The sequence below is a fragment of the Acinetobacter sp. FDAARGOS_559 genome, from assembly GCF_003940475.1.
Taxonomy (GTDB): domain Bacteria; phylum Pseudomonadota; class Gammaproteobacteria; order Pseudomonadales; family Moraxellaceae; genus Acinetobacter; species Acinetobacter baumannii.
Genome location: NZ_RKJG01000005.1, coordinates 1,569,026 through 1,592,092, shown reverse-complemented (window position 1 = coordinate 1,592,092; position 23,067 = coordinate 1,569,026). Strand labels below are relative to the sequence as shown.

General features: G+C 40.3%; 18 protein-coding genes and 2 pseudogenes. 9 read left to right on the top strand and 11 right to left on the bottom strand.

All coding sequences use genetic code 11. The features are described from left to right. The first annotated feature begins 115 nt into the window (after positions 1-115). The 3 genes and pseudogenes from EGS71_RS09035 (at position 116) to EGS71_RS09025 (ending at position 3,813) form a co-directional block, all read left to right on the top strand. Positions 116-1,765: a phosphoethanolamine transferase gene (locus EGS71_RS09035; protein WP_002015859.1), complete on the top strand. Its 1,650-nt coding sequence runs from the start codon at positions 116-118 to the stop codon at positions 1,763-1,765. Positions 1,766-1,779: 14 nt separating this feature from the next. Then, positions 1,780-2,454: a response regulator transcription factor gene (locus EGS71_RS09030; protein ID WP_000161505.1), complete on the top strand. Its 675-nt coding sequence runs from the start codon at positions 1,780-1,782 to the stop codon at positions 2,452-2,454. Positions 2,455-2,479: 25 nt separating this feature from the next. Continuing rightward, positions 2,480-3,813, top strand: a pseudogene (locus EGS71_RS09025) (sensor histidine kinase). On the opposite strand, the gene EGS71_RS09020 reads toward EGS71_RS09025, so the two are convergent. From EGS71_RS09020 to EGS71_RS09005, 3 genes are all read right to left on the bottom strand, one after another. Next, on the bottom strand, positions 3,814-4,512 hold the full coding sequence (locus EGS71_RS09020) for a phosphatase PAP2 family protein (RefSeq protein WP_000184466.1): 699 nt from the start codon (positions 4,510-4,512) through the stop codon (positions 3,814-3,816). It lies immediately after the preceding pseudogene. 152 nt (positions 4,513-4,664) lie between these two features. Further along, the gene (locus tag EGS71_RS09015) at positions 4,665-5,852 is read right to left on the bottom strand and encodes an ammonium transporter (protein ID WP_002010839.1); all 1,188 of its coding nucleotides are present in this window, start codon (positions 5,850-5,852) and stop codon (positions 4,665-4,667) included. Positions 5,853-6,156: 304 nt separating this feature from the next. After that, on the bottom strand, positions 6,157-7,041 hold the full coding sequence (locus tag EGS71_RS09005) for a LysR family transcriptional regulator (protein WP_000144732.1): 885 nt from the start codon (positions 7,039-7,041) through the stop codon (positions 6,157-6,159). Between the two features lie 116 nt (positions 7,042-7,157). Between EGS71_RS09005 and EGS71_RS09000 the strand changes: the two genes are divergently transcribed. From EGS71_RS09000 to EGS71_RS08990, 3 genes are all read left to right on the top strand, one after another. Continuing rightward, complete coding sequence (locus EGS71_RS09000) at positions 7,158-8,063, top strand: AEC family transporter (protein WP_001084916.1); 906 nt, start codon at positions 7,158-7,160, stop codon at positions 8,061-8,063. 95 nt (positions 8,064-8,158) lie between these two features. Further along, positions 8,159-9,175: a molecular chaperone DnaJ gene (locus tag EGS71_RS08995; protein ID WP_000006927.1), complete on the top strand. Its 1,017-nt coding sequence runs from the start codon at positions 8,159-8,161 to the stop codon at positions 9,173-9,175. A 137-nt stretch (positions 9,176-9,312) separates the two neighbouring features. Beyond that, complete coding sequence (locus tag EGS71_RS08990; RefSeq protein WP_001003048.1) at positions 9,313-9,891, top strand: class I SAM-dependent methyltransferase; 579 nt, start codon at positions 9,313-9,315, stop codon at positions 9,889-9,891. A 65-nt stretch (positions 9,892-9,956) separates the two neighbouring features. Here EGS71_RS08990 and EGS71_RS08985 read toward each other — a convergent pair whose 3' ends face one another. After that, a complete protein-coding gene (locus EGS71_RS08985) occupies positions 9,957-12,836 on the bottom strand; it encodes a valine--tRNA ligase (protein ID WP_000128727.1) in 2,880 nt (959 codons plus the stop codon). A 196-nt stretch (positions 12,837-13,032) separates the two neighbouring features. Between EGS71_RS08985 and EGS71_RS08980 the strand changes: the two genes are divergently transcribed. Genes EGS71_RS08980 through EGS71_RS08970 form a run of 3 tightly spaced genes read left to right on the top strand, consistent with a single transcriptional unit; the run spans position 13,033 to position 15,031 of the window. Continuing rightward, positions 13,033-13,710, top strand: coding sequence for a hypothetical protein (locus EGS71_RS08980; protein ID WP_000120765.1), 678 nt, complete (start codon positions 13,033-13,035; stop codon positions 13,708-13,710). A gap of 25 nt (positions 13,711-13,735) precedes the next feature. After that, a complete protein-coding gene (locus EGS71_RS08975) occupies positions 13,736-14,542 on the top strand; it encodes an SDR family NAD(P)-dependent oxidoreductase (RefSeq protein WP_001086059.1) in 807 nt (268 codons plus the stop codon). 54 nt (positions 14,543-14,596) lie between these two features. Next, complete coding sequence (locus EGS71_RS08970) at positions 14,597-15,031, top strand: nuclear transport factor 2 family protein (protein WP_000371762.1); 435 nt, start codon at positions 14,597-14,599, stop codon at positions 15,029-15,031. Here EGS71_RS08970 and EGS71_RS08965 read toward each other — a convergent pair. The 7 genes and pseudogenes from EGS71_RS08965 to adeJ form a co-directional block, all read right to left on the bottom strand. Further along, positions 15,028-15,462, bottom strand: a complete 435-nt coding sequence (locus EGS71_RS08965; RefSeq protein ID WP_000369287.1) for a YbjQ family protein — start codon at positions 15,460-15,462, stop codon at positions 15,028-15,030. The two genes, EGS71_RS08970 and EGS71_RS08965, sit on opposite strands and share 4 nt — an antisense overlap. Before the next feature lie 7 nt (positions 15,463-15,469). Continuing rightward, positions 15,470-15,820 carry a YbjQ family protein gene (locus EGS71_RS08960; RefSeq protein WP_000927245.1) on the bottom strand — a complete coding sequence of 117 codons (351 nt, stop codon included), beginning with the start codon at positions 15,818-15,820 and terminating at the stop codon, positions 15,470-15,472. 50 nt (positions 15,821-15,870) lie between these two features. After that, a pseudogene (locus tag EGS71_RS08955) lies at positions 15,871-17,453 on the bottom strand (IS66-like element ISAba25 family transposase). A gap of 74 nt (positions 17,454-17,527) precedes the next feature. Beyond that, positions 17,528-17,863 carry an IS66 family insertion sequence element accessory protein TnpB gene (gene tnpB, locus EGS71_RS08950; RefSeq protein WP_000619347.1) on the bottom strand — a complete coding sequence of 112 codons (336 nt, stop codon included), beginning with the start codon at positions 17,861-17,863 and terminating at the stop codon, positions 17,528-17,530. Beyond that, the gene (locus tag EGS71_RS08945; RefSeq protein WP_001055589.1) at positions 17,860-18,243 is read right to left on the bottom strand and encodes a transposase; all 384 of its coding nucleotides are present in this window, start codon (positions 18,241-18,243) and stop codon (positions 17,860-17,862) included. The genes tnpB and EGS71_RS08945 overlap by 4 nt, the downstream gene beginning before the upstream one ends. 184 nt (positions 18,244-18,427) lie before the next feature. Next, the gene (gene adeK, locus EGS71_RS08940) at positions 18,428-19,882 is read right to left on the bottom strand and encodes a multidrug efflux RND transporter outer membrane channel subunit AdeK (RefSeq protein ID WP_001174793.1); all 1,455 of its coding nucleotides are present in this window, start codon (positions 19,880-19,882) and stop codon (positions 18,428-18,430) included. Next, entirely contained in the window at positions 19,882-23,058 is a 3,177-nt protein-coding gene (gene adeJ / locus EGS71_RS08935; protein WP_000046678.1) for a multidrug efflux RND transporter permease subunit AdeJ, read from the bottom strand. Before adeJ ends, adeK begins: the two co-directional genes overlap by 1 nt. Between the last annotated feature and the right edge of the window lie 9 nt (positions 23,059-23,067).

Here is a 23,067-nt window from a genome sequence, read left to right as displayed (position 1 = left end):
AATTTAAAAAAAAATGATGTATTAAGGCCTTTGAATTAGATCATTTTTTATTTAAGTCATTTTTAAGTTTCAATTTCTACATTAAAGCATCATAAAAAGATTGTAGTCACTCACGATGCTGAATTTTTTTTCAACTTTAAGAAATAAACAGATTTCCCTGTTTATGTTTAATCTCATTATAGCCATTTGGCTAGGTGCAATTTTAAATATTGGTTTTTATCATCAAGTTCATACTTTAACTCCATATTTTGGAGTAAAGGCTATTTTGTTTTTAGCGGCTACTCTCGTCATTCTTGTTGCTACCTATTATGCGGTTTTACAAATCTTAAATTGGAAATGGACTGCCAAAATCTTTGCAATTCTATTGATATTTATTGGTGGTTTTAGCTCTTATTTTGTAAATACATTGGGTGTCATTATTTCACCCGACCAAATTCAAAATATGGTGCAGACCGATGTGTCGGAAGTTACCGATTTAATCTCTTTACGCTTTGTTTTATGGACAGTTTTTTTTGTTATTTTACCCATTTTTTTAATTACTCAGGTTAAATTTAAACAAGAAAAAGTATCACGGTTGTTATTGAAGAAAGTATTTTCACTGGTAGCTTCATTTGCTGTGGTTGGTGTTTTACTTTTTACTTACTATGTCGATTTTGCTGCAATATTTCGTGAGCATCGTGATTTAAAAGGGATGATTTCACCGCAAAATAGTATTTCATCGCTTATGTCTTACTATCATAAGAAGGCTCCGAAGAAAAATCTGCCTCTTGTGATATATGGACAAGATGCTCATCAAGTTCAGCGCGTCCACAAAAACCTCCCTAAGTTAATGATACTTGTTGTAGGTGAAACGGCGCGTGCCGAAAGTTTCTCTCTAAATGGATATGCAAAAAATACGAATCCGGAGCTTTCTAAACAAGATATTTTCAATTTCTCTCAAGTGAGCTCATGCGGTACGGCAACAGCGGTTTCTGTGCCATGTATGTTCTCGGGTATGCCACGTGTAGATTATGATGAGCAATTAGCCAGTCACCGCGAAGGTTTACTAGATATTGCAAAACGTGCGGGTTACCAAGTGACTTGGATTGATAATAACTCGGGTTGTAAAGGTGCATGTGATCGCGTTGAGCAATACCAGATTCCTGAAAACTTAAAGAAAAAATGGTGTAAAGATGGCGAATGTTATGATGACATTCTCATTGACAGCTTAAAGCAGTATTTGGCTACTATTGCCAAAGATGATGATCGCCCACGTTTGATTGTTTTGCATCAGGTGGGTAGTCATGGACCTGCATATTACAAGCGTGCGCCTGAAGCATATCAACCCTTTAAACCGACTTGTGATACGAATGCGATACAGGGCTGTTCGCAAACCGAATTGCTAAATAGTTATGATAATACAATCGTATATACAGACCATGTATTAAGCCAAATGATTAATACTCTAAAAGAAATATCAAAATATCAGACAGGTTTATGGTATTTATCTGATCATGGCGAATCAACAGGAGAACATGGTTTATATTTACATGGTTCACCTTATGCAATCGCACCGAGCCAACAAACACATGTACCAATGATTATGTGGTTCTCTGAAAGTTGGAAACAACATAATCTTGCTCAAGTGAATTGTTTAAGCCAACAAACTAAACAAAATTTAAGTCAGGATAATTTATTCCCAAGTTTGTTAAGTTTACTGGATGTAAAAACTCAGGTCATCAACCCTCAACTGGACATGTTGCACTCTTGTGCCCATGTAAACTAAAGCGAGCCTAGAACATGACAAAAATCTTGATGATTGAAGATGATTTTATGATTGCAGAATCAACGATCACGTTGCTGCAATATCATCAATTTGAGGTGGAATGGGTCAATAACGGTTTAGATGGTTTGGCTCAATTGGCGAAGACTAAATTTGATCTTATTCTTTTGGATTTAGGATTGCCTATGATGGATGGTATGCAAGTTTTAAAGCAGATCCGTCAAAGAGCAGCAACACCAGTATTAATTATTTCTGCTCGAGATCAATTACAAAACCGTGTCGATGGTTTAAATTTGGGTGCAGATGATTATTTAATTAAACCTTATGAGTTTGATGAGTTGCTTGCCCGTATTCATGCATTACTACGCCGTAGTGGAGTAGAAGCTCAACTTGCGAGTCAAGATCAACTATTAGAAAGTGGTGATCTGGTTTTAAATGTTGAACAGCATATTGCGACGTTTAAAGGCCAACGCATTGATTTATCAAATCGTGAATGGGCAATCTTAATTCCACTTATGACTCACCCAAATAAAATCTTTTCTAAAGCCAACTTAGAAGATAAGTTATATGATTTTGATAGTGATGTGACCAGTAATACTATTGAAGTATATGTTCACCATTTAAGAGCGAAGCTGGGTAAAGATTTTATCCGAACCATCCGAGGACTGGGCTACCGTTTGGGGCAATCATAATTTAAAATTTCGGGACTTCATAAAAGTGCATTATTCATTAAAAAAACGACTGATTTGGGGCACCTCAATTTTCAGTGTCATCTTAGGTTGTATTTTAATTTTTAGTGCTTATAAGGTTGCACTTCAAGAAGTCGATGAAATTCTAGATACTCAAATGAAGTATTTAGCGGAAAGAACAGCTGAGCACCCTTTAAAAACTGTAAGCAGTAAGTTCGATTTTCATAAAACTTACCACGAAGAAGATCTGTTTATCGATATTTGGGCTTATAAGGATCAGGCCCATTTGTCTCATCATTTACATTTGCTGGTTCCACCTGTTGAGCAAGCGGGATTTTATTCTCATAAAACCGCTCAAGGTATAGTCAGAACTTATGTTTTACCTTTGAAGGATTACCAGATTCAGGTCAGTCAGCAAGAGAGGGTTCGTGAAGCTTTCGCTTGGGAGCTTGCGGGCAGTATGTTTATTCCGTATTTAATTATTTTACCTTTTGCAATATTTGCTTTAGCAGCCATTATTCGTCGTGGTTTAAAACCAATAGATGATTTTAAAAATGAGTTAAAAGAACGCGATTCCGAAGAACTCACTCCAATTGAAGTACATGATTATCCTCAAGAGCTTTTACCTACTATTGACGAAATGAACCGTATTTTGAGCGAATTTCTAAAGCTCAAAATGAACAGAAGCAATTTATTGCCGATGCTGCTCATGAACTACGAACACCTGTGACTGCATTGAACTTACAAACCAAGATTTTGCTAAGTCAGTTCCCCGAGCATGAATCATTGCAAAACTTAAGCAAAGGTTTGGCACGTATTCAGCATTTGGTGACTCAGCTTTTAGCATTGGCAAAGCAAGATGTAACTTTAAGTATGGTCGAGCCTACTGGATATTTTCAACTCAATGATGTGGCATTAAATTGTGTGGAGCAGTTGGTTAACTTGGCTATGCAAAAAGAAATCGATTTAGGTTTTGTTAGAAATGAACCCATCGAAATGCATAGTATTGAACCTACTGTACATTCGATTATTTTTAATTTAATTGATAATGCAATTAAGTACACCCCGCATCAGGGTGTTATTAATATTTCAGTTTATACCGATCCAGATCACTACGCATGTATTCAAATTGAAGATAGCGGTGCAGGAATAGACCCTGAAAATTACGATAAAGTCCTTAAGCGTTTTTATCGCGTGCATCACCATCTTGAGGTGGGAAGCGGCCTTGGTTTATCTATTGTAGATCGTGCAACTCAAAGGCTTGGTGGGACTTTAACTCTCGATAAGAGCTTAGAGCTTGGCGGTCTTTCTGTATTAGTGAAATTACCTAAAGTCTTACATTTACATGAAACAAGAGCGTGATTACGTAAGCTCTTGTTTCACTTGTTTTTCGAACTCAAAACGATGAATACAAATCGCATAAAATAAAATATTTATTGCCCAAACGACCCAGCCTGTCCATAAGTTATGGCTTAGGAAATGTGCTCCTCGCATCATTTGCGCCCAACCCATCATGAAACCTAATAAAATACCGGAGAATAAATAAAAGTAAGCACGTTTAGGTTGTTCAAGACGATAAACAAAATAACCTGTCATTAAAATAAAACCTGCACTTGCATGACCGCCTGGAAAACAATGGCCATGTTTAGCGCTAAAGTCCCAAATATAGCTTCCTAAAGTATTAGGGTGAACCATATTCCAAGGGCAGGCGTGAGCAGATTGTGACTTTATTAGGCCAACTATACTGCTACCGAGCATACTGACAAAAAACATATAGCCATATTGCCAGCGATAAGGTTTTAATTTTTTTAATTTAAATGACGCAAGCCATAAACCAAAAAAGATAACATAAACGGCGGTGATGATTTGTTTTACAATTTCATGATTAAGTCTTTCAAGATACCAATTGTCCCGATTGAAAAAATGACCTGTTGAATCAATCCAAGGTTGGATGAGGTACATATCAATCTTCCCACCGACTGGAAATACAAATAGAAGAATAAAAAAACTGAAAAAAAGAAAGAGAATATTAATTTGGAAAAAAAGTTTTTGATTAGTCATTCTGATGCAATATCAATCGACAATAGGTGTGACTAATTACATAAAATTAACCTTAAATTGCTCTTAAACTATACTGGTGAAAGAAGTTCAATTTTCCATAAAAAATAAAAAAGCGACGAGTAGTATCGTCGCCTTAAGCACTTTAGAAAGTATTAAAACATACCTTCTTCAGAGTTTGCTGAGATCTTATGAATAGATAAGTCTGCACCACGGAACTCATCTTCTTGAGATAGGCGAATGCCAATGGTCGCTTTAAGGATGCCATAAACAATGAAACCGCCAGCCAGTGCAATGGCAATCGCGAGTGCTGTACCGATGAGCTGAGAGAGGAATGATACGCCGCCTAAACCACCTAGCCATTTTTGACCAAAAATACCTACGGCAATACCACCAAATGCACCGCATACACCATGTAGCGGCCAGACACCAAGAACGTCATCAACTTTGAGTTTGTTTTGAGTATAGGTGAATAGATACACGAACATGGCACCCGCTGCACCACCAATCACAAGAGCACTGACTGGATGAACAATGTCAGAACCTGCGCAAATAGCGACTAAACCCGCAAGTGGACCGTTGTGTAAGAAACCAGGGTCATTTTTTCCAATCGCATTTGCTGTAATCGTTCCGCCGACCATTGCCATAAGGGAGTTAATCGCAACGAGACCAGAGATTGCGTCAACACGCTGAGCACTCATCACGTTAAAGCCAAACCAGCCTACAATCAAAATCCATGAACCAAGTGCCAAAAATGGAATAGAAGAAGGTGGGTGAGCACTTACACGACCATCTTTCTTATAACGGCCAGAACGTGCGCCCAACAATATGACAGCAGCAAGTGCAATCCAACCGCCCATAGCATGTACTACGACTGAACCGGCAAAATCATGAAAAGCTGCGCCAAAAGTTGTTTCTAACCACTTTTGCAGACCGTAGTTGCCATTCCAGACCATTCCCTCAAAGAACGGATAAACCAGCGCAACCAATGCGAGTGTGGCAATCGCTTGTGAACGCATTTTTGCGCGTTCTGCAATACCGCCAGAAATAATGGCAGGTATGGCCGCAGCAAAAGTGAGTAAAAAGAAGCAACGCATAAGGTTATAGCCATGATCATTGGATAAAACCGTACCATCATGGAAGAAGTGCTGGCCATAAGAGATGTAGTAGCCAACAAAGAAATATGCGATTGCGGAGAGGGCAAAGTCAGTCAGAATTTTACTAAGCGCGTTCACCTGATTTTTGTGGCGAACTGTACCAAGTTCCAAGAATGCAAAACCTGCGTGCATGGCAAGAACCAAAACTGCACCAAGTAATAAGAAAAATAGATCTACATTTTGCATAGCATGCTCGAAAAAAGTGCTAAATTCCATTTTGGAACAAATCTGGGTCTGTAAATTGCACCAAAATAGATTTAAGGAATCTAAAAACCTAAGTTTGTCGAAACAAACTCAATTGCATAAAAGTGAATATGCAATAAGCGCACCAATTTGGATTGAAATAGAGGATTTTGGCGATAAATGGTGCGTTGATTTTTTCAAGATAGGGCAATAAGGGCGCTTTTTACGTTACAAGTCATCTAATGTGCTTATAAATTGACCTGAAAGAGTTCGTTATCAAAGTTTAAAAAGACTCGCTCATATTCAATTAATGATCTGACCAAACCGATTGTGCGACTTCAATAAAAGCTTTCGCAGCGGGACTCATATGCTTTTTATTTTTGACCGCGAGTCCAATAGAGCGTTTAAGGTTCGGTTTAAATGGGCGTTTAACTACGTTTGGATAAAGCGAGAGTAGCTCTTTGGTGATGACCATATCAGAAACAATGGACACCCCTAATTGATTGTGAACCATGCTGACGATACTCAAAATTTGTGACACATAAAATTTGATATCTGGTTTGACATTAAAATTTTTTAAAATTAATTCGACCTGATGTCGACTACCCGCCATTGTCATAATGAAAGGACAATTTTCTAACTGTGCTGGATCAATATAGAGTTGCTGCACGAGCGGGTAACCACTCGGAATTAGGACCACAAAACGATCTTCAATTAAGGGAAATGTATCAAAACGCTCATCTGGCATAATCAAAAAACCGACCTCAATGCGCCGTTCTAATAACCATTGAGCCACTTCTTTATCCTCACCTTCATCAATATAAATCTCGATTTTAGGGTAGCGTTGCCGAAAGGCTTCTAAAATTTCAGGCAATAGATAAATAGAGGATGAAGCTCCAAAAGAACCAATACGTAATGTGCCTTCATTTAAACCATGAATGGCAGCTACTTCTTTTTCTAAGGTATCGGAAATACTCAACAGCTCTTTTACATGGGTTAATAACTGCTGACCTGTCGTCGTCAGCTCAATATCGCTTTGAGTTCTTGAAATCAGGTTAATGCCCCATTGTTGTTCTAATGATTTAAGCGCATGGGAAACTGCCGATTGTGAAATTCCCAGCTTTTCTGCTGTAGCAGTGAAGCTTTTTAGTTCAGCAATGAGTGCAAAAATTTCAAGCTGGGTAAATGTCATATTGTACTTATTATGAGTAAAAACTCATTTTATCATGAGTTTTCATTATCTTTAATATATGAGTAAGCCAAGCTAGTTCCTAAACTAGCAAGCCCCAACAAAACTCGAGAAAAGAAATGAATAGCATTGTTTTATCTCTTTTTCCTTTAGTTGCACTAATTGCATCGGGATACTTATTTAAAAAATATCGTTTTTTTAGTGATGAGTTTTGGGCTGGGGCAGAGAAGCTCAATTACTATATTTTATTCCCCGCTTTGCTTTTTAGTACGCTCTCGACTGCAAAAATTGATTTACAAAGCTTGAGTACAGCCATTATTGCGATGTTAATTGTGGTTTTAGCAGTGACCGCTTTTTTATACATACTTCGAATGTTTTGGCACATACCACCCGCACGTTTTGGTGTGCATGTACAAAGTATGGTTCGCTTTAATACCTATATTGGTTTGGCTTTAGTCACTTCGCTTTTTAAAAGTGAAGGAATGGCAATTCTGGCAATTTTATTGGCGCTTTGCATTCCGCTTGTGAATGTTATTTCGGTGCTTGCTCTAACCTCTAAAGAACACATGGCAATTAAACCTGTTTTGATTGCACTCCTTAAAAACCCGTTGATTGCATCATGTGTGGTTGGAGCCGCAGTCAATGCGCTTCATATTCCTATTTGGGAAGGCTTTACTCAGTTTATTAAGCTTTTTTCAGTGTCGAGTTTGCCACTAGGGTTGTTATGTGTTGGCGCAGCTTTACAGTTTATGCAAATTAAAAAAGACATTGTGGTATTGGCAGCAGACACGTTTGCTCGACTTTTAGCTGTGCCTGCTTTGGCTTATATGGTCTGCATGTGGTTTGATTTACCAAGTTTGCAAACACAAATTTTAGTCATTTTCTTTGCACTACCGACTGCTTCTGCTTCATACATTTTAACCAAAGTTTTGGGTGGTGATAGTCAACTTATGGCAGCCGTGATTAGCTTTCAAACTTTATGTGCTGCCGTGACTTTACCACTGGTCATTTGGTGGATTTCTTAAGATATAAATTTTAGGCTTTTTAACACTTAAAGAATGTTGGCTACCTTCCTCATCTGATTATTGCTACACTTTTTTCTTTTTCAGGTGAATGAAGTATGTCCTTTGATCTCAAAGTGAGCTTGCAGCAAAGGTCTGAGCCGTCTGCACAGCAGAAAAAACTGAATCGCCTGATTGATAAAATAGAACAGCAAAAAGTTAGCCTGAGCACATGGCAAAATGCACAAGCTGAGATTCAACAGCACATACGCCAAAAACTGATGCCTGTGTATAATGATTTACATATAGTGCTATTTCAGCAGTTAGAGCAACTTTGGAATATATTGCATAGCCATGAGTTTTCTAAAGCGGATATACAACAAATCGATGAAAAAATTGCCCAGCTTGCACAAATGTTGAAGCGCTCAAAAATGTTATCTGCTGAACAGTTGGAGTTAGTAAAACAGATCGATAACTTTTATCAGCAACATGCGAGAGAATCGGTAAAAAAGAATAAAAAAGTTCAGCCAATAAAATCTGAATATGAAGAAAGCGTTGATCAACGTGCAGAGTTAGAAGAAGACTTTGAACGATATGCGGCTGAGCAACAACAAGCGCGGGAACAAGCTAAACAGCAAAGACAGCAACAAAAACGTGAACAAGCTGAGCAAATGGCAGCTCAGTCACTCAAAACAGTTTATTTAAAAATTGCCGCAATGATTCACCCAGACCGTGAGCAAGATGAAACCAAAAAAGAAGAAAAAACTGAGTTGTTCCAACAAGCAAGTCAGGCCTATGAAAAGCAGGATTTGTTTTATTTACTCAAACTCCAGTTACAGCTTGAACAGAATAAAGGGCTAGGTGCTAAAGAATTATCTGCGGAGCAGTTACGGTTTTATAAACTGGCTTTGGATGCACAAAGTCAGCAGCTTGAAAGCCAAATTGCTGAGATTTTAGATTCTTTTCAATTAGCAAAGAATGTGAAAGCAGAGCATGTACATATTAGTGATGTCTATAAAGCTGTAGATGCTGATTGTGCTGAGCTAAAGCAGCAGTTGAAGTGGGAAAAGGAACGTTTAAAGCATATGAAAAAGGTAAGTGGGGTGGAGATGTTATTGGGGCATGGGGTGCTTTAATCAGTTTCTAGGTTTTATGTGCAGCCATGAGACTACCGATGATTTGATAAGGTATAAATTCTGAAATAGGAAATCGTTGAGATTGGATTTTTTATAAAATATAGTGTGGAAATTATAAAAATTAAAAGATCGGATTTATGAATGAAAAATTTATTCAATTATCAAAAGAACTTAAACATAGACCTATTTTAGAGAAGGCTTTAGGTTATTTTCCTAACTTACCTTTAGTTGCTATCGATTGTGGCTGTGGCGCTGGCAATGAATCTGCTTATCTACTCTCAAAGGGATTTAATGTTCATGCTTTTGATATTTCAATTGATGCGCAAAAAGTCTGTACTGATAGATTTAAAGATGACTCTAAATTTATTTTCTATCATGAATCTTTTGAAGACTTTAATTTTCCACCTGCAAGCTTAATTATTGCATCATCAAGTCTATTCTTTTGTAACCCAAGTTATTTTTATAGTGTAATTAAACGAATGACAAATGCACTTCCTGAAGGCGGAATTCTGGTAGTTGATTTATTGGGAACTCAAGATGAATGGGTTATTAGAGAACCTAAAAAATTTATAGGTTTTACTTATAAAGATATAGCCGACTTATTTTTATATGAGTTTAATTTATTGTTTCATAAAGAAATGAATGAAAATTTACCTTTATTGAATGGTTGCATAAAATCATGGCATCTCCATATGCTGATTCTACAAAAAAATTAATTTTTAAATATAGAAAAACCCAGAACCTGTTTGCACAGATTCTGGGTTTATTCAACTAAAAAAGCTTATAGCGCAGCAATTTGCTCCATATTCGCTTTAACTTTATCTAACTGAGCAGCAAACTCAGCAAGCTTCGCTTTTTCACCTTCAACAACCGCTGCTGGTGCTTTAGATACAAAGCCTTCATTTGCTAGTTTATTTGCAATTTGATCGTGTTGCTTTTGGATTTTATCCAAGTCTTTTTGCAAACGGCCAAGCTCAGCTTTAGGGTCAATTAAGCCTTTCATTGGTACAAATACCGATGCATGACCTACAACACTTGAAGAAGAAAGCGGTGGTTCTTGGTCTTTACCTAAGAACTCAATACTTTCAACTTTAGCCAATGCTTTGAACAACGCTTCAATACGAGTAATTTGCTCACGTTCAGCATCAGAAATGTTTTGAAGTAATACTGGCAATAAACGCGCATTACCTAAGCCCATTTCACCGCGAATGTTACGTACCGCACCAATCAAACCTTGAAGCCATTGCATATCTGCTTCAGCTTGTTCATTGATTTTTGCTTGCTCAGGAATAGGATATTGAGCAGTCATAATTGTTGGGCCGCCTTGACCAAGCATTGGTGCAAGTGTTTGCCAGATTTCTTCTGTCAAATATGGCATTAATGGATGAGCCAAACGTAATGATGCTTCCATGACCGCAAGCAATACACGGCGTACTTCAGCTTTACGTTCTTCTGAAACTTCCGCATCGTTCAGAACTGGTTTAGTTAACTCAACGTACCAGTCGCAGTATTCATTCCAGATAAAGTCATAAATCGCTTGAGCAGCAAGGTCTAAACGGTAAGTTGCAAACGCTTGGTGTACAGCAGCTTCAGCTTTTTGCAGACGGCTGATAATCCATTGTTCTGGAAGTTCCCATAGATCAGGGCGAGCGTCGGTACCAACAGTTTGGCCTTCAACATTCATCAGAACGAAACGAGTTGCGTTCCAGATTTTGTTACAGAAGTTACGGTAACCTTCAACACGTTTTAAGTCGAACTTGATGTCACGACCAGTGTTTGCAAGGGCACAGAACGTGAAACGAACTGCGTCAGTACCGTAAGCATTAATGCCTTCTGGGAATTCTTTACGCGTTGATTTTTCAATCTTCGCAGCATCTTTCGGGTTCATGAGGCCAGTCGTACGTTTTGCGACTAAGCTTTCTAAATCAATACCGTCAATCAAGTCTAATGGGTCAAGAACGTTACCTTTAGACTTCGACATTTTCTGACCTTCACCATCCCGTACCAAGCCGTGAACGTAAACCGTCTTAAATGGAATTTGAGATGAACCATCTTCATTCTTCATAAAGTGCATGGTCATCATGATCATACGGGCAACCCAGAAGAAGATAATGTCAAAACCAGTCACCAACACGTCAGTCGGGTGGAAAGTTTTGAGTTCAGGCGTTTGTTCTGGCCAGCCTAGCGTTGAGAATGTCCAAAGTGCAGATGAGAACCATGTATCAAGTACGTCTTCGTCTTGTTTAAGCTCAACATCAGCCACGATGTTATTTTTCGCGCGAACTTCTTCTTCGCTACGGCCAACATAGATGTTGCCATCAGCATCGTACCAAGCTGGAATACGGTGACCCCACCAAAGCTGACGTGAAATACACCAGTCTTGAATATCACGCATCCACGCCATGTACATGTTGCTGTACTGCTCTGGCACAAACTTAATACGACCATCTTGAACCGCTTCAATTGCAGGCTCGGCAAGCGGTGCAATTTTTACGTACCATTGATCTGTCAATAATGGCTCAATAATCACGCCTGAACGGTCACCGCGTGGCGCTTTTAAGTCATACGGTTGGATTTGGTCTAACCAGCCTTCAGCTTCCGCTTGAGCAACTAATTTTTTACGTGCTTCAAAGCGCTCTAAACCAGCATAATCTGCAGGGGCAGTAATAGTTTTAGAAATTTGTTCACCAGCTTTGGCAATATATTCAAACTCACCTAAAACTTCGGCGTTTTTGTTGAAGATATTAATGATTGGCAAGCTATTGCGTTTACCTAACTCGTAGTCGTTAAAGTCGTGAGCAGGAGTGATTTTCACACAGCCTGTACCGAAGTCTTTTTCAACATAGTCGTCGGCAACGATCGGAATTAAACGACCAGTGATTGGCAATACAATATTTTTACCAACAAGGTGTGCATAACGCTCATCTTCAGGGTGAACAGCAACAGCAGTATCACCAAGTAAAGTTTCAGGACGAGTCGTTGCAACTACGAGATAGTCTTTGCCATCTTGAGTTTTAACTGATTTATCTTCAAAGAAATATTTAAAGTGCCAAAGTGAGCCTTTTTCTTCTTTGCTTTCTACTTCAAGGTCAGAAAGCGCAGTTTGAAGTTTAGGGTCCCAGTTTACAAGACGCTTACCGCGGTAAATTAAACCGTCTTCGTGCAATCGAACGAATACTTCTTTCACTGCGTTTGATAAACCTTCATCCATCGTGAAGCGTTCACGTGACCAGTCTACAGACGAACCTAAACGACGAATTTGTTTGGTAATTGTGCCGCCAGATTGCTCTTTCCATTCCCAAACTTTTTCGATGAATTTTTCACGGCCTAAATCGTGACGAGTGATACCTTGTAAGCCAAGTTGACGCTCAACAACCATTTGAGTTGCAATACCAGCATGGTCGGTACCCGGTTGCCACAAAGTGTTTTTACCCATCATACGGTTATAACGGGTGAGGGCATCCATAATGGCATTGTTAAAGCCATGGCCCATGTGCAAACTACCAGTGACGTTTGGTGGTGGAATCATGATACAGAATGATTCACCGTGACCAGAAGGTTTGAAGTAACCTTGTTCTTCCCACGTTTTGTACCACTTCTTTTCGATCTCGGTTGGATCGTAGGTGGTGGCAATATTTTGAGCGGTTTGAGCGTCAGTCATAGTAGCTTAGATCGAATATGCATAAAAAATTGCATCTATTGTAGCAAAAAATTGCCTCGAAATTAATGTGCTGAAAACAGATAAACGGTTTTGTATTTTTTTCAAAAAACGGTAGATTTATGAAGCATGGATCACAATTTAATCGTGTAGCGGCACGGCAGAAAAATTACAAAAGAATTGAAAAGGGATGCGACATATGAGTTACAAAGTTTTTTTAAAGATTTCCGATTCAACCTATACCCAATTTGCTTCAATTCGAGAGAAATTACATGCTGGGGTAAGAGAAAGCCAGTCGAAAGTATTGGGGGACGTTCTTTCCGATTTGTCTTGTGAAATTATTGAGCAAGTTTTCTCTGTATTGTTAAAGGATGAGCAAGACAACTCTACTATGACTCAAAAACAGCGGTATGAGTCCGAGAAAGTTCTTCAGCAAATTTTAGATACTTTCCGAAAATATATGCCTTGGTCAGTCTCTTTTTTCGGTAATGAAAGACTTTTACCTTTAGTTGATTATATGACCTCACTCATGAAAGAACGTGAGCAAGAGGTTTATATTACATACCCGATCACACCTCAACTTGTACAACAGGCCCAAACGCTGACGGAACAAATACGTGAGGGCAATATGCAAAGCGTAGAAAAAGCTTTTCAGACCTTGATTCAAATTGTGGATTTAGGTGTAACAAGCCTAGTACGTGAACCTAAAAAACGTTTAAAATTTAATTTGGTTGTCGATAAAACCCTAAATGGGGTCATTAATATGACAACGCATTTGGGCTATAAACGTTTGGAAAAATTGGGGACGCAGGTTGATCAGACCACAGCAACTCACTATATCAACCACTTTTTGGCCTTCATGCATCAAGCAGCATAATTTAAAAAGATAATAGGAAGTTAAAATGGCCAAACTTGATACTTTGCAAAATAAAGTGGTGTGGATTACGGGAGCCTCTTCCGGTTTAGGTAAAGCTTTAGCTGGTGAGTTTGCTTTGCAAGGTGCTCAAGTGATTTTAACTTCGCGTCGCTTTGAAGAGTTAGAAGAAGTTCGCGTTGGTTTACTCCATCCGGATCAGCACTTGTCGGTAGTTGCAGACATTACCAATCAAGAGCAAGTTCAAGAGGCTTATGAGCAGATTTTAAAAGCAAAAGGACGAATTGACTGGCTTATTAATAATGCGGGTTTAAGTCAACGTGCTCTTATTCAAGACACCACAATGGCAACAGAACGCGCCATTATGGAAGTCGATTATTTTTCACAAGTCGCTTTAACTAAAACCGTATTACCGACCATGCTAAAACAAAAGTCTGGCCGAGTCGTATTTGTCTCTAGTGTAGCAGGGCTTTTAGGTACGCAGTACCGTGCCAGTTATTCGGCTGCTAAAGCTGCTATTCACATGTGGGCCAACAGTTTACGTGCCGAGGTTGCCGATCAGGGCGTTGAAGTTTCGGTTATTTTCCCGGGCTTTGTAAAAACTAATGTTTCGTTTAATGCACTAAATGGTGCAGGGCAACCTCAAGGCCATCAAGATGAAGCAATCGAAAATGGGCTAGAAGCCGATGTTTTTGCAGAACAGTCAGTTAAGGCATTAATGCAAGGACAGGAATATATTGTAGTGGGCGGTACTAAAGAAAAATTAGGCGTGATGGTTTCCCGTATGTCACCGAAACTACTCTATAAAATGATCCGGAAAACAAAAGTGAAATAAAAAAAAGATTTCGCCGTGCTAAATTGATGGAAAAACCCGCATAGAAGGTTCACCATGGATCAAGACTACCATCGTATTTTAGAGGTCATTACGCGTTTTCAATTGGTTTTTGACCAGAAAAATTGGGATGCGTTTGATGAGTTGTTGGCCGATCAACTTGAGGTGGACTATTTGCAGTTTAGAAGGGAGCCTTTATGTGTGGTGTCTTGTCATGAATATAAAGGTTCACGGCAACAAGCTTTGTCACATTTGCGGCTACAGCACAATTTAAGCAATCCTCTTATTCGGATTGAACAAGATCAAGCATGGTTAGAATGTAATTATCAAATTTATCGTTTTTCGGAAAATGATTATTTTCATTCTTTTGGTCGCTATTATTTTACTTTGGCAAAACAACAGGGCATATGGAAAATTACCGGAATTTGCCAACACTTAACTAAAAATATTGGCAATCCGCGTATACATTTTTCTGCTATGGGGCAGTGTTAATCTTTGACTGCTGTTCCGTAGGCAAATACCTCTACCATTCCACCTTGCATACCCAGTTCGGTTGTACTCAGCCGAACTCCCATAATGTGATTGGCACCGACACTTTGAGCTTGTTGTTTTAGCCGTACGATAGCCTCGCGGCGAGCACGTTCAACAATACTTTCATAACTGGTCAGCCGACCACCTAAAATATTTTTTATAGAGGCCAGTACATATTTAAAGTAGTCATGCGAAATAACCACATTACTGCTAATAAAATGCCCCAACTGGTCGCTTGTGGCAAAACGATTGGTATCAATTCTGATATGGGCAAATTGTTGCTCTTTTTCTAGAAGTTCATTTAAATGTTTTCGTTCAATATGGCGGCCAAAAGCCCAACCAATACTGAAAAGAATGAGAAAAATAACAAGCTGAAAAATAAGATTGTCCATTTTCTACCTATGCATTAAATGGATCGGGCAGATGAGGTGCTTGAGGCTGCACAACCACTGCTGTGCCATATACGAATAACTCAGAAGCACCTTGGGCAATATTTGAGGTAGAAAAACGAATACCCACAATTGCATTGGCACCAAGTTGCTGGGCTTTTACAATCATACGTTGCATAGCCTCTTGGCGAGATTCTTCTAATAATTCGGTATAACCAGTAAGTTCACCACCTACAATATTCTTTAAACTTGCCATCAAGTCGCGACCCACATGCTTACTACGGACGGTACTCCCGTAAACAACATCAAGCTGCTTTAAAATTTGGTGGCCTGGAACACTTTCTAAATTACTTAATAACATTGTTTTTTATCAATCTAAAGTAAGCGTCCGCTGAATCCCATACCTATTTTTTAATTCGATTTAGGTTTCCAGCAGTGCGGCAGTAACTCTTCAATCTGGGTCACTTTATGTGTCGGTAACCTTTTCAGCACATCACTTAAATAGGCATACGGATCCAGCCCATTCAGCTTTGCTGACTGGATTAAAGTCATGATGTTTGCCGCTCGCTGACCACTGCGCAGCGAACCTGCAAACAGCCAGTTCTTGCGCCCCAACGCCCAGGGACGCATCTGATTCTCTACCCAATTGTTGCATATCGGTAGATTGCCATCATCCAGATAGCGGCTTAAGGCTGGCCAACGCTTCAGAGTGTAATTGATGGCCTTGGCGGTGGGAGAACTCGATGGCACTGTCAGATGATGTTGGTTGAGCCATTCATATAGTTGTTGCATCACTGGTTGACTATGCTGTTGTCGGTATTCGCGGCGGTCTTCCGCTGTACCATCGGTCTTTTTCCTGAGTTCTGCTTCTATCGCATACAGTTTCTGAATCAGCACCAATGCCTGTTCAGCGACCTGACTTTTCCCGGTCACATGCAGTTCATGGAATTTACGACGTGCATGGGCCATGCAGCCGACCTCTATGACCTGGCCTGATTTAAAGCGTGCTTTATAACCACTGTAATCATCACAGACTAGATTGCCCTGCCAGCCTTTCAAGAACTCTGCAGCATGCTGGCCTGAACGACTATCCTGAAAGTCATAGATCACCGCCTGAACTGGATTGTACTGTGTGGTGGCATAGGCCCAGACATAACCTTTCTTCGGTTTTTTCTCATTCTCACCCATCCGCATGATGGTGACCGGTGTTTCATCTGCATGCAGCACCCGCTGTTGCAGCACCACCTCTTTTAAGGCATTGGCCAGAGGTTCCAGTTCTACACCGCAGCGACCTATCCAGTCAGATAAAGTTGATCTAGAAAGTTCGATTCCCGCCCGCTGATAGATCAGACGTTGACGGTACAGCGGCAAATGATCGGCATACTTCGATACCAGCACATGGCTGAGCAATTCAGGTGAAGCAATGCCTTTATCAATCACATAGGCGGGCATCGCTTGCTGAGTCAGAGTGTCACACTGATCACAGACCCATTTACCACGCACATGCTGTTCCTTATAGAACTGTGCCGGTCTGAAATGCAGTTTCTCACTGACATCTTCGCCGATACGACGGAGTTGGCATCCACAAGTGCATTGGGTTGATGCAGGTTCATGCTCAATACGGATGGTGTGTAGATGATCTGGCAGTGGTCGACGTTTAGGTTTATTGGTTTTGGCTTTCTGTGTCGCTGCATCGGTTTTATCTGCATTTAATCGTTCTAATTCCAGATCAACAGCAGCAATATCTTCTTCAACCGCTTCATCCCATAGGTGGATTTGTTTTGCCGTTAAGTGTTCATTCTTTTGGGCGAATTTGTGCTTTTTAAACAGCGCCAGTTCATGCTCGTATTTTGATTGAGAATAGAAAGATGTTGAACTTTGGCATCCAATTGTTGGTTTGATTGTGCTAGAGACTGATGCTGCATCGCCAACTGTCTGGTGAATTCCAGCAGTTGTTCATGGGTCAGTTGGCTTAAGTCAGGCAGCGTATTCATGACCGCAGTATGCCTGAGGTCATGAAGAGAATGAAATAGAACGTTTGGAGGATGGCAGAATGGTCGAGCTTGGTTTAGAGCATATTCACCACTTGCTGCAATCCAATTCTCTGCCAGGGCAAACCTTGGATTAATGCCTGTAACTGTTCCGGGCTGAGGGCCACGGTTTCACCTTGGTGAACTTGAGCCCAGTGAAATTTACCCTGTTCCAAACGCCGGGCACACAGCCAGATGCCCAGTCCATCATGTACCAACACTTTCATACGATGACCACGTTTATTACAGAACAGGTAGGCGCAATGCGGTTTGATGTAGCCAAAGGCTCTCACCACCTGAGCCATGACAGTATCCATTCCTGCTCGCATATCCATGGGCTGGGTAGAGAGCCAAATTTCATTGATACGGATCATGTTGCCAGTGCCTTGAGTAATTCTGCCAAGGCAGGTATTTCTGATGTCTGCCATTTTAGCTGAATATCATTATTCGTATGAGGCACGGTGATACACAACGTGATCCTCTCATCAATAGGTTGGCTGATTGCAGCAGTGTAAGGCAAAGCAATAAATGCTGGATTCACATGAGTAGGATCCTGCACGGCACCCTCATGATGGCTGAAGATCCTGATCCAACGACTGACAAGGTTGGCATTAATACTATGTTGCAGTGCGACCGAAGCGATCGAGGTATTAGGATTTTTACAGGCATTGACAATACTGAGTTTGAATTCTTTGCTGTATGTTCTGCGTTTTTTAGCAACAGGAGGTGTTGCTGAATATATATCCATGTTCATGGATTAAGTCCCCACTTGTTTTTAGGTGGGAACTAAATTAAGGCTTATAGGACCGCTTGGTAAGGCTGTGTTAGCCGGATGCTTACAATCTAAATTTCTTTAGCTTTCAAGATAAAAAATATTCAGATGAGTTGCAATAAAAAAGCCCACCGAAGTGAGCTTTTATAAGAAAGTGATTTAAAACTTATTGCTTTTTAAGTTCAGCACTAGATGGTTGGTGAACCACTGTATCTGAAGTATTTGCTTTTAAACCACCACCTAGAGTTTTGTATAACTCGATTTGGTTGTTTAAGTTTGCTTGTTGAAGCAATAACAAACCTTGTTCAGCTGCATATGAAGAACGCTGTGCATCAAGAACAGTCAAGTAACTATCAATACCAGCACGGAAGCGGGCATTTGAAAGTGTGTAGTTGCGGTTAGTTGCTTCTACTAGACGTTGCTGAGCTGTTAAACGCTCGCCAATGTTGGCACGAGTTGCAAGCGCGTCATTAACTTCACGGAACGCAGATTGAACTGATTTTTCATAATCAGACAATGCAATTTTCTGATCAGTTTCAGAAATTTTTACATTGGCACGACGTGTACCCCAGTCAAAGATTGGTAAATCTAAGCTTGGACCAACTGACCATACAAAACCACCAGACTTAAATAGATCACTTAAGTCAGTTGATGCATAACCAGCCGAACCCGTTAAGCTAATGGTTGGGAATAAACGTGCTTTTGCAGCACCAATATTCGCACCCGCAGCGCTTAAGTTGTATTCAGCAGCTTTTACATCCGGACGGTTATTTAACAAGTCACTTGGTAAACCGGCAGTAAACACATTTTGTTGAGCAATGCGTTTTACAGGTTGTGTAGGTAACAAGTTTTGTGGAACAGGTTGGCCTACAAGTAAGTTCAACAAGTTTTGTGCTTGAGCAATTTGAGTTTTGTAGTTCGCTACATCATTACGCGCAGTTTCTACAGAAATCTGTGCTTGACGTAATGGAACTTCACTGTCGATACCTACATCAAAACGTTTTTTGTTGAGATTGTAAGAATCTAACTGTGCTTTAAGCGTTTGTTCTGCCAGTCTTAAGTTTGCTGTTGCAAACGAATAATTTAACCATGCTTGAGCAACTTGGCTAATCAGACTGATTTGAGTCGAATCACGAGCACTTTGTGTTGCAAGATAACTATCTAAAGCAGCATCTTTAAGGCTACGAACACGACCCCAGAAATCTAGCTCATAAGCAGTTACACCCAAACCTACTTGATAAGTAGAGTAGGGGTTATTCGGATCACGGCTTTGAGAAACCTGACGAATTGCACTACCACTTGCACCGATTGTTGGAAGCTGGTTGTTCTGTGTAATCTGATATTGCTGTTGAGCACGTTCAATATTGAGCGTTGCTGTACGTAAGTCACGGTTATTGGCAAGAGCCAAATCAATCACTTCAAGCAAACGCGGGTCAGCAAAGAACTGTTTATAACCCTGTTCAGCAATAGACGTACCAGAAGCGCTGTTATATGCATAGCTTTGTGGTATATCGGTTTTCACGACTGGTTCTGGGCCGCGCATGCTTTGACAAGCTGCCAAAGCAAGCGCAAGTGCAGATACCGCAATGCTACGACCTGAAATAGACCATACTTTTTGCATCACGATTTATGCTCCTGAGTGTTTATGGTTTTTGGTTTGTACTTAAAGATACTACGAATCCACACATAGAATACAGGGATAAAGAAGATACCTAAGAACGTCGCGCTGAGTACGCCACCAAGTACACCAAAGCCTACAGAGTGCTGACTTCCTGCACCGGCACCTGTTGAAAGTGCAAGTGGAAGTACACCGAAACCGAAGGCAAGGGTGGTCATGATAATTGGACGTAAACGCATTTTTGCAGCATGTAAGGTTGCATCAAGTAGATCTTCACCTTTTTCCTGCAATTCTTTTGCGAATTCAACAATCAAGATCGCATTTTTTGCAGAAAGACCGATAACCGCAATAATCGCTACTTGGAAGTAAATGTTATTTGAGAGATTTGGATCTCCTTTAATAATCATGCCCAAGTAGGTCAATACGATTGCACCAATGACACCAAGTGGTACCACAAGTAAAACCGAGAACGGAATTGACCAGCTTTCATATAGTGCAGCCAAGCAAAGGAATACGATTAACAATGAAAGTGCGTATAAGAACGGCGCTTGAGCACCAGACTCACGTTCTTCAAGTGATAAGCCAGTCCATTCATAGTCGAAACCTTGTAAGCCCATAGATGGTAACTTACCAATAATTTCTTCCATTGCTTTCATGGCATCACCAGAGCTCACGCCAGGTGCAGGTGTACCTTGAATGTTAACTGATGACACACCGTTATAACGTTCGAGACGTGGAGAACCATACGTCCATTCGCCTGTAGCAAACGCCGAGAATGGAACCATCTCACCTTTGTTATTACGTACATACCATTTGTTTAAGTCTTCAGGCATCATACGGCTGCCCGCATCACCTTGAACATAAACTTTTTTCACACGACCACGGTCAACGAAATCGTTAATGTATGAGCCACCCCATGCAATACGCATTGTATTGTTGATTTCGGCAATACTAACGCCCATAGCACCAGCTTGAGCCTGATCTACATTAATTTGATATTGAGGAGTATCTTCCTGACCGTTTGGACGCACACCTACAAGACGTTTATCTTGTGATGCCAAACCTAAAATCGTGTTACGAGCTGCAATCAGTTTCTCATGGCCTTGACCACTTGAATCTTTAAGCTGCAAGTTAAATCCGGCAGTTACACCAAGTTCAGGCATTGCTGGAAGCTGTAATGGCATAACGTATGATGCATCTTTAATGATCATATTTAATGCCATACCACGCTGAATCAATGAACCAATTTGAGTTTCTGGTGTCGTACGTTTGCTCCAGTCTTTCAACTTAACGAAGCCAATACCCGCGTTTTGACCAACACCTGTGAATGAGAAACCAGAAACAGTGAAAATAGATTCCACGGTATCTTTTTCATTCATAAAGAAGTTAGTCATGGTATCAATCACTTTACCGGTACGGTCAAGCGTTGCATTTGGTGGTAATTGTACAAGTGTCATGACCACACCCTGATCTTCTTCTGGTAAGAATGAAGACGGGAGTTTTTGGAACAAGAAGACTAAAAGGGCAACTACAACAGCATAGAGCACGCCAGAGAAGATTTTGCCTTTAAGCATGCGGCTAACACCATTTTGGTAGCTATGCGACATGCGGTCAAAACCATTGTTAAAGCTTCTAAAGAAACGCGCAAAGATATTATTGCTTGGTTCTTTATTAGGATCATGCTGTTTCAAGATAGTTGCACAAAGTGCCGGTGTGAACGTCAACGCTACAATTAACGACAGAACCATTGCAGTTACAAGAGTAATCGAGAACTGGCGGTAAATTACACCTGTTGTACCACCAAAGAAAGCCATTGGTACGAATACCGCTGTCAATACGCTGGTAATACCTACTAACGCACCAGAAATCTGCTGCATTGAGCGAGAAGTGGCCGTAACCGGATCGGTATGGTCTTCACTCATCACACGTTCAACGTTTTCGACTACAACAATGGCGTCATCGACCAGAAGACCGATTGCCAATACCATAGCGAACATGGTTAAGGTGTTAATTGAGAAGCCAAAGATATTAATGACCGCAAATGTACCTAATACAACTACTGGAACTGCAAGCGTTGGAATAATCGTTGCACGCCAGTTTTGTAAGAATAGGAACATGACAATGAATACCAAAATCACGGCTTCAATTAATGTGTGTACTACACTTTCAATTGAAAGACGGATAAATGGAGTCGTGTCATAAGCCAGTTTATCTGCAAGACCTGTTGGATAGTTCTTACGTAGTTCAGATAAACGTTGTTCAACTGCTTCGGCTGTGTCGAGTGCATTAGCGCCTGTTGCAATTTTAATTGCAAGACCAGCTGCCGGTTTACCGTTAAACTTCGAATCGAATTGATAGTTATCCGAACCTAATTCTACGCGAGCAACATCTTTTAATCGAACCTCAGCACCTGATGCTGTGTTCTTTAAGAAGATATTTTTAAACTGTTCAGGAGTCTGCAATAAGCTTTGTGCATTTACTGTTGCGTTAAGAACTTGACCTTGTACAGCCGGAGCACCACCTAACTGACCTACAGCAACTTGCGAGTTCTGCGCTTGTAAGGCAGTTGCAATATCACTAGGCGTAAGTTGATAGCTTGTTAATTTAGCTGGATCAAGCCAAATACGCATTGCGTATGAGCCACCAAAGACCTGTACCTCACCAACACCGGCAACACGGCTAAGCGGTTCTTTAATTGACGAGTTTACATAGTCTTTAATGTCAGAGTCTGACAGGTTGTTATCTGGTGAATAGAATGCAATAACTTGCAAGAAGCTCGCACCAGATTTAGTAACTGTTACACCTTGACGTTGTACATCTTCAGGTAAAAGCGCAGTTGCAGATTGCAATTTGTTTTGAACTTGAACCTGTGCAATATCAGGGTCAACACCTTGTTCAAAGTTTAATTGAATAGATGCCTGACCATTACCAGCACTGTTAGATGAAATATAACGTAAGCCATCAAGACCATTCATTTGTTGTTCAATGATCTGGGTTACAGTATTTTCAACTGTTTCAGCCGATGCACCAGGATAAGTCGCAGCAATCGTTACGGTTGGTGGTGCAATCGTTGGATATTGTGCAATAGGCATTTTTGTTAGCGTAAGAATACCCGCCAACATAATGACTAATGCAATCACCCACGCAAATATGGGGCGATGAATAAAAAATTGTGCCATTCAATCTAC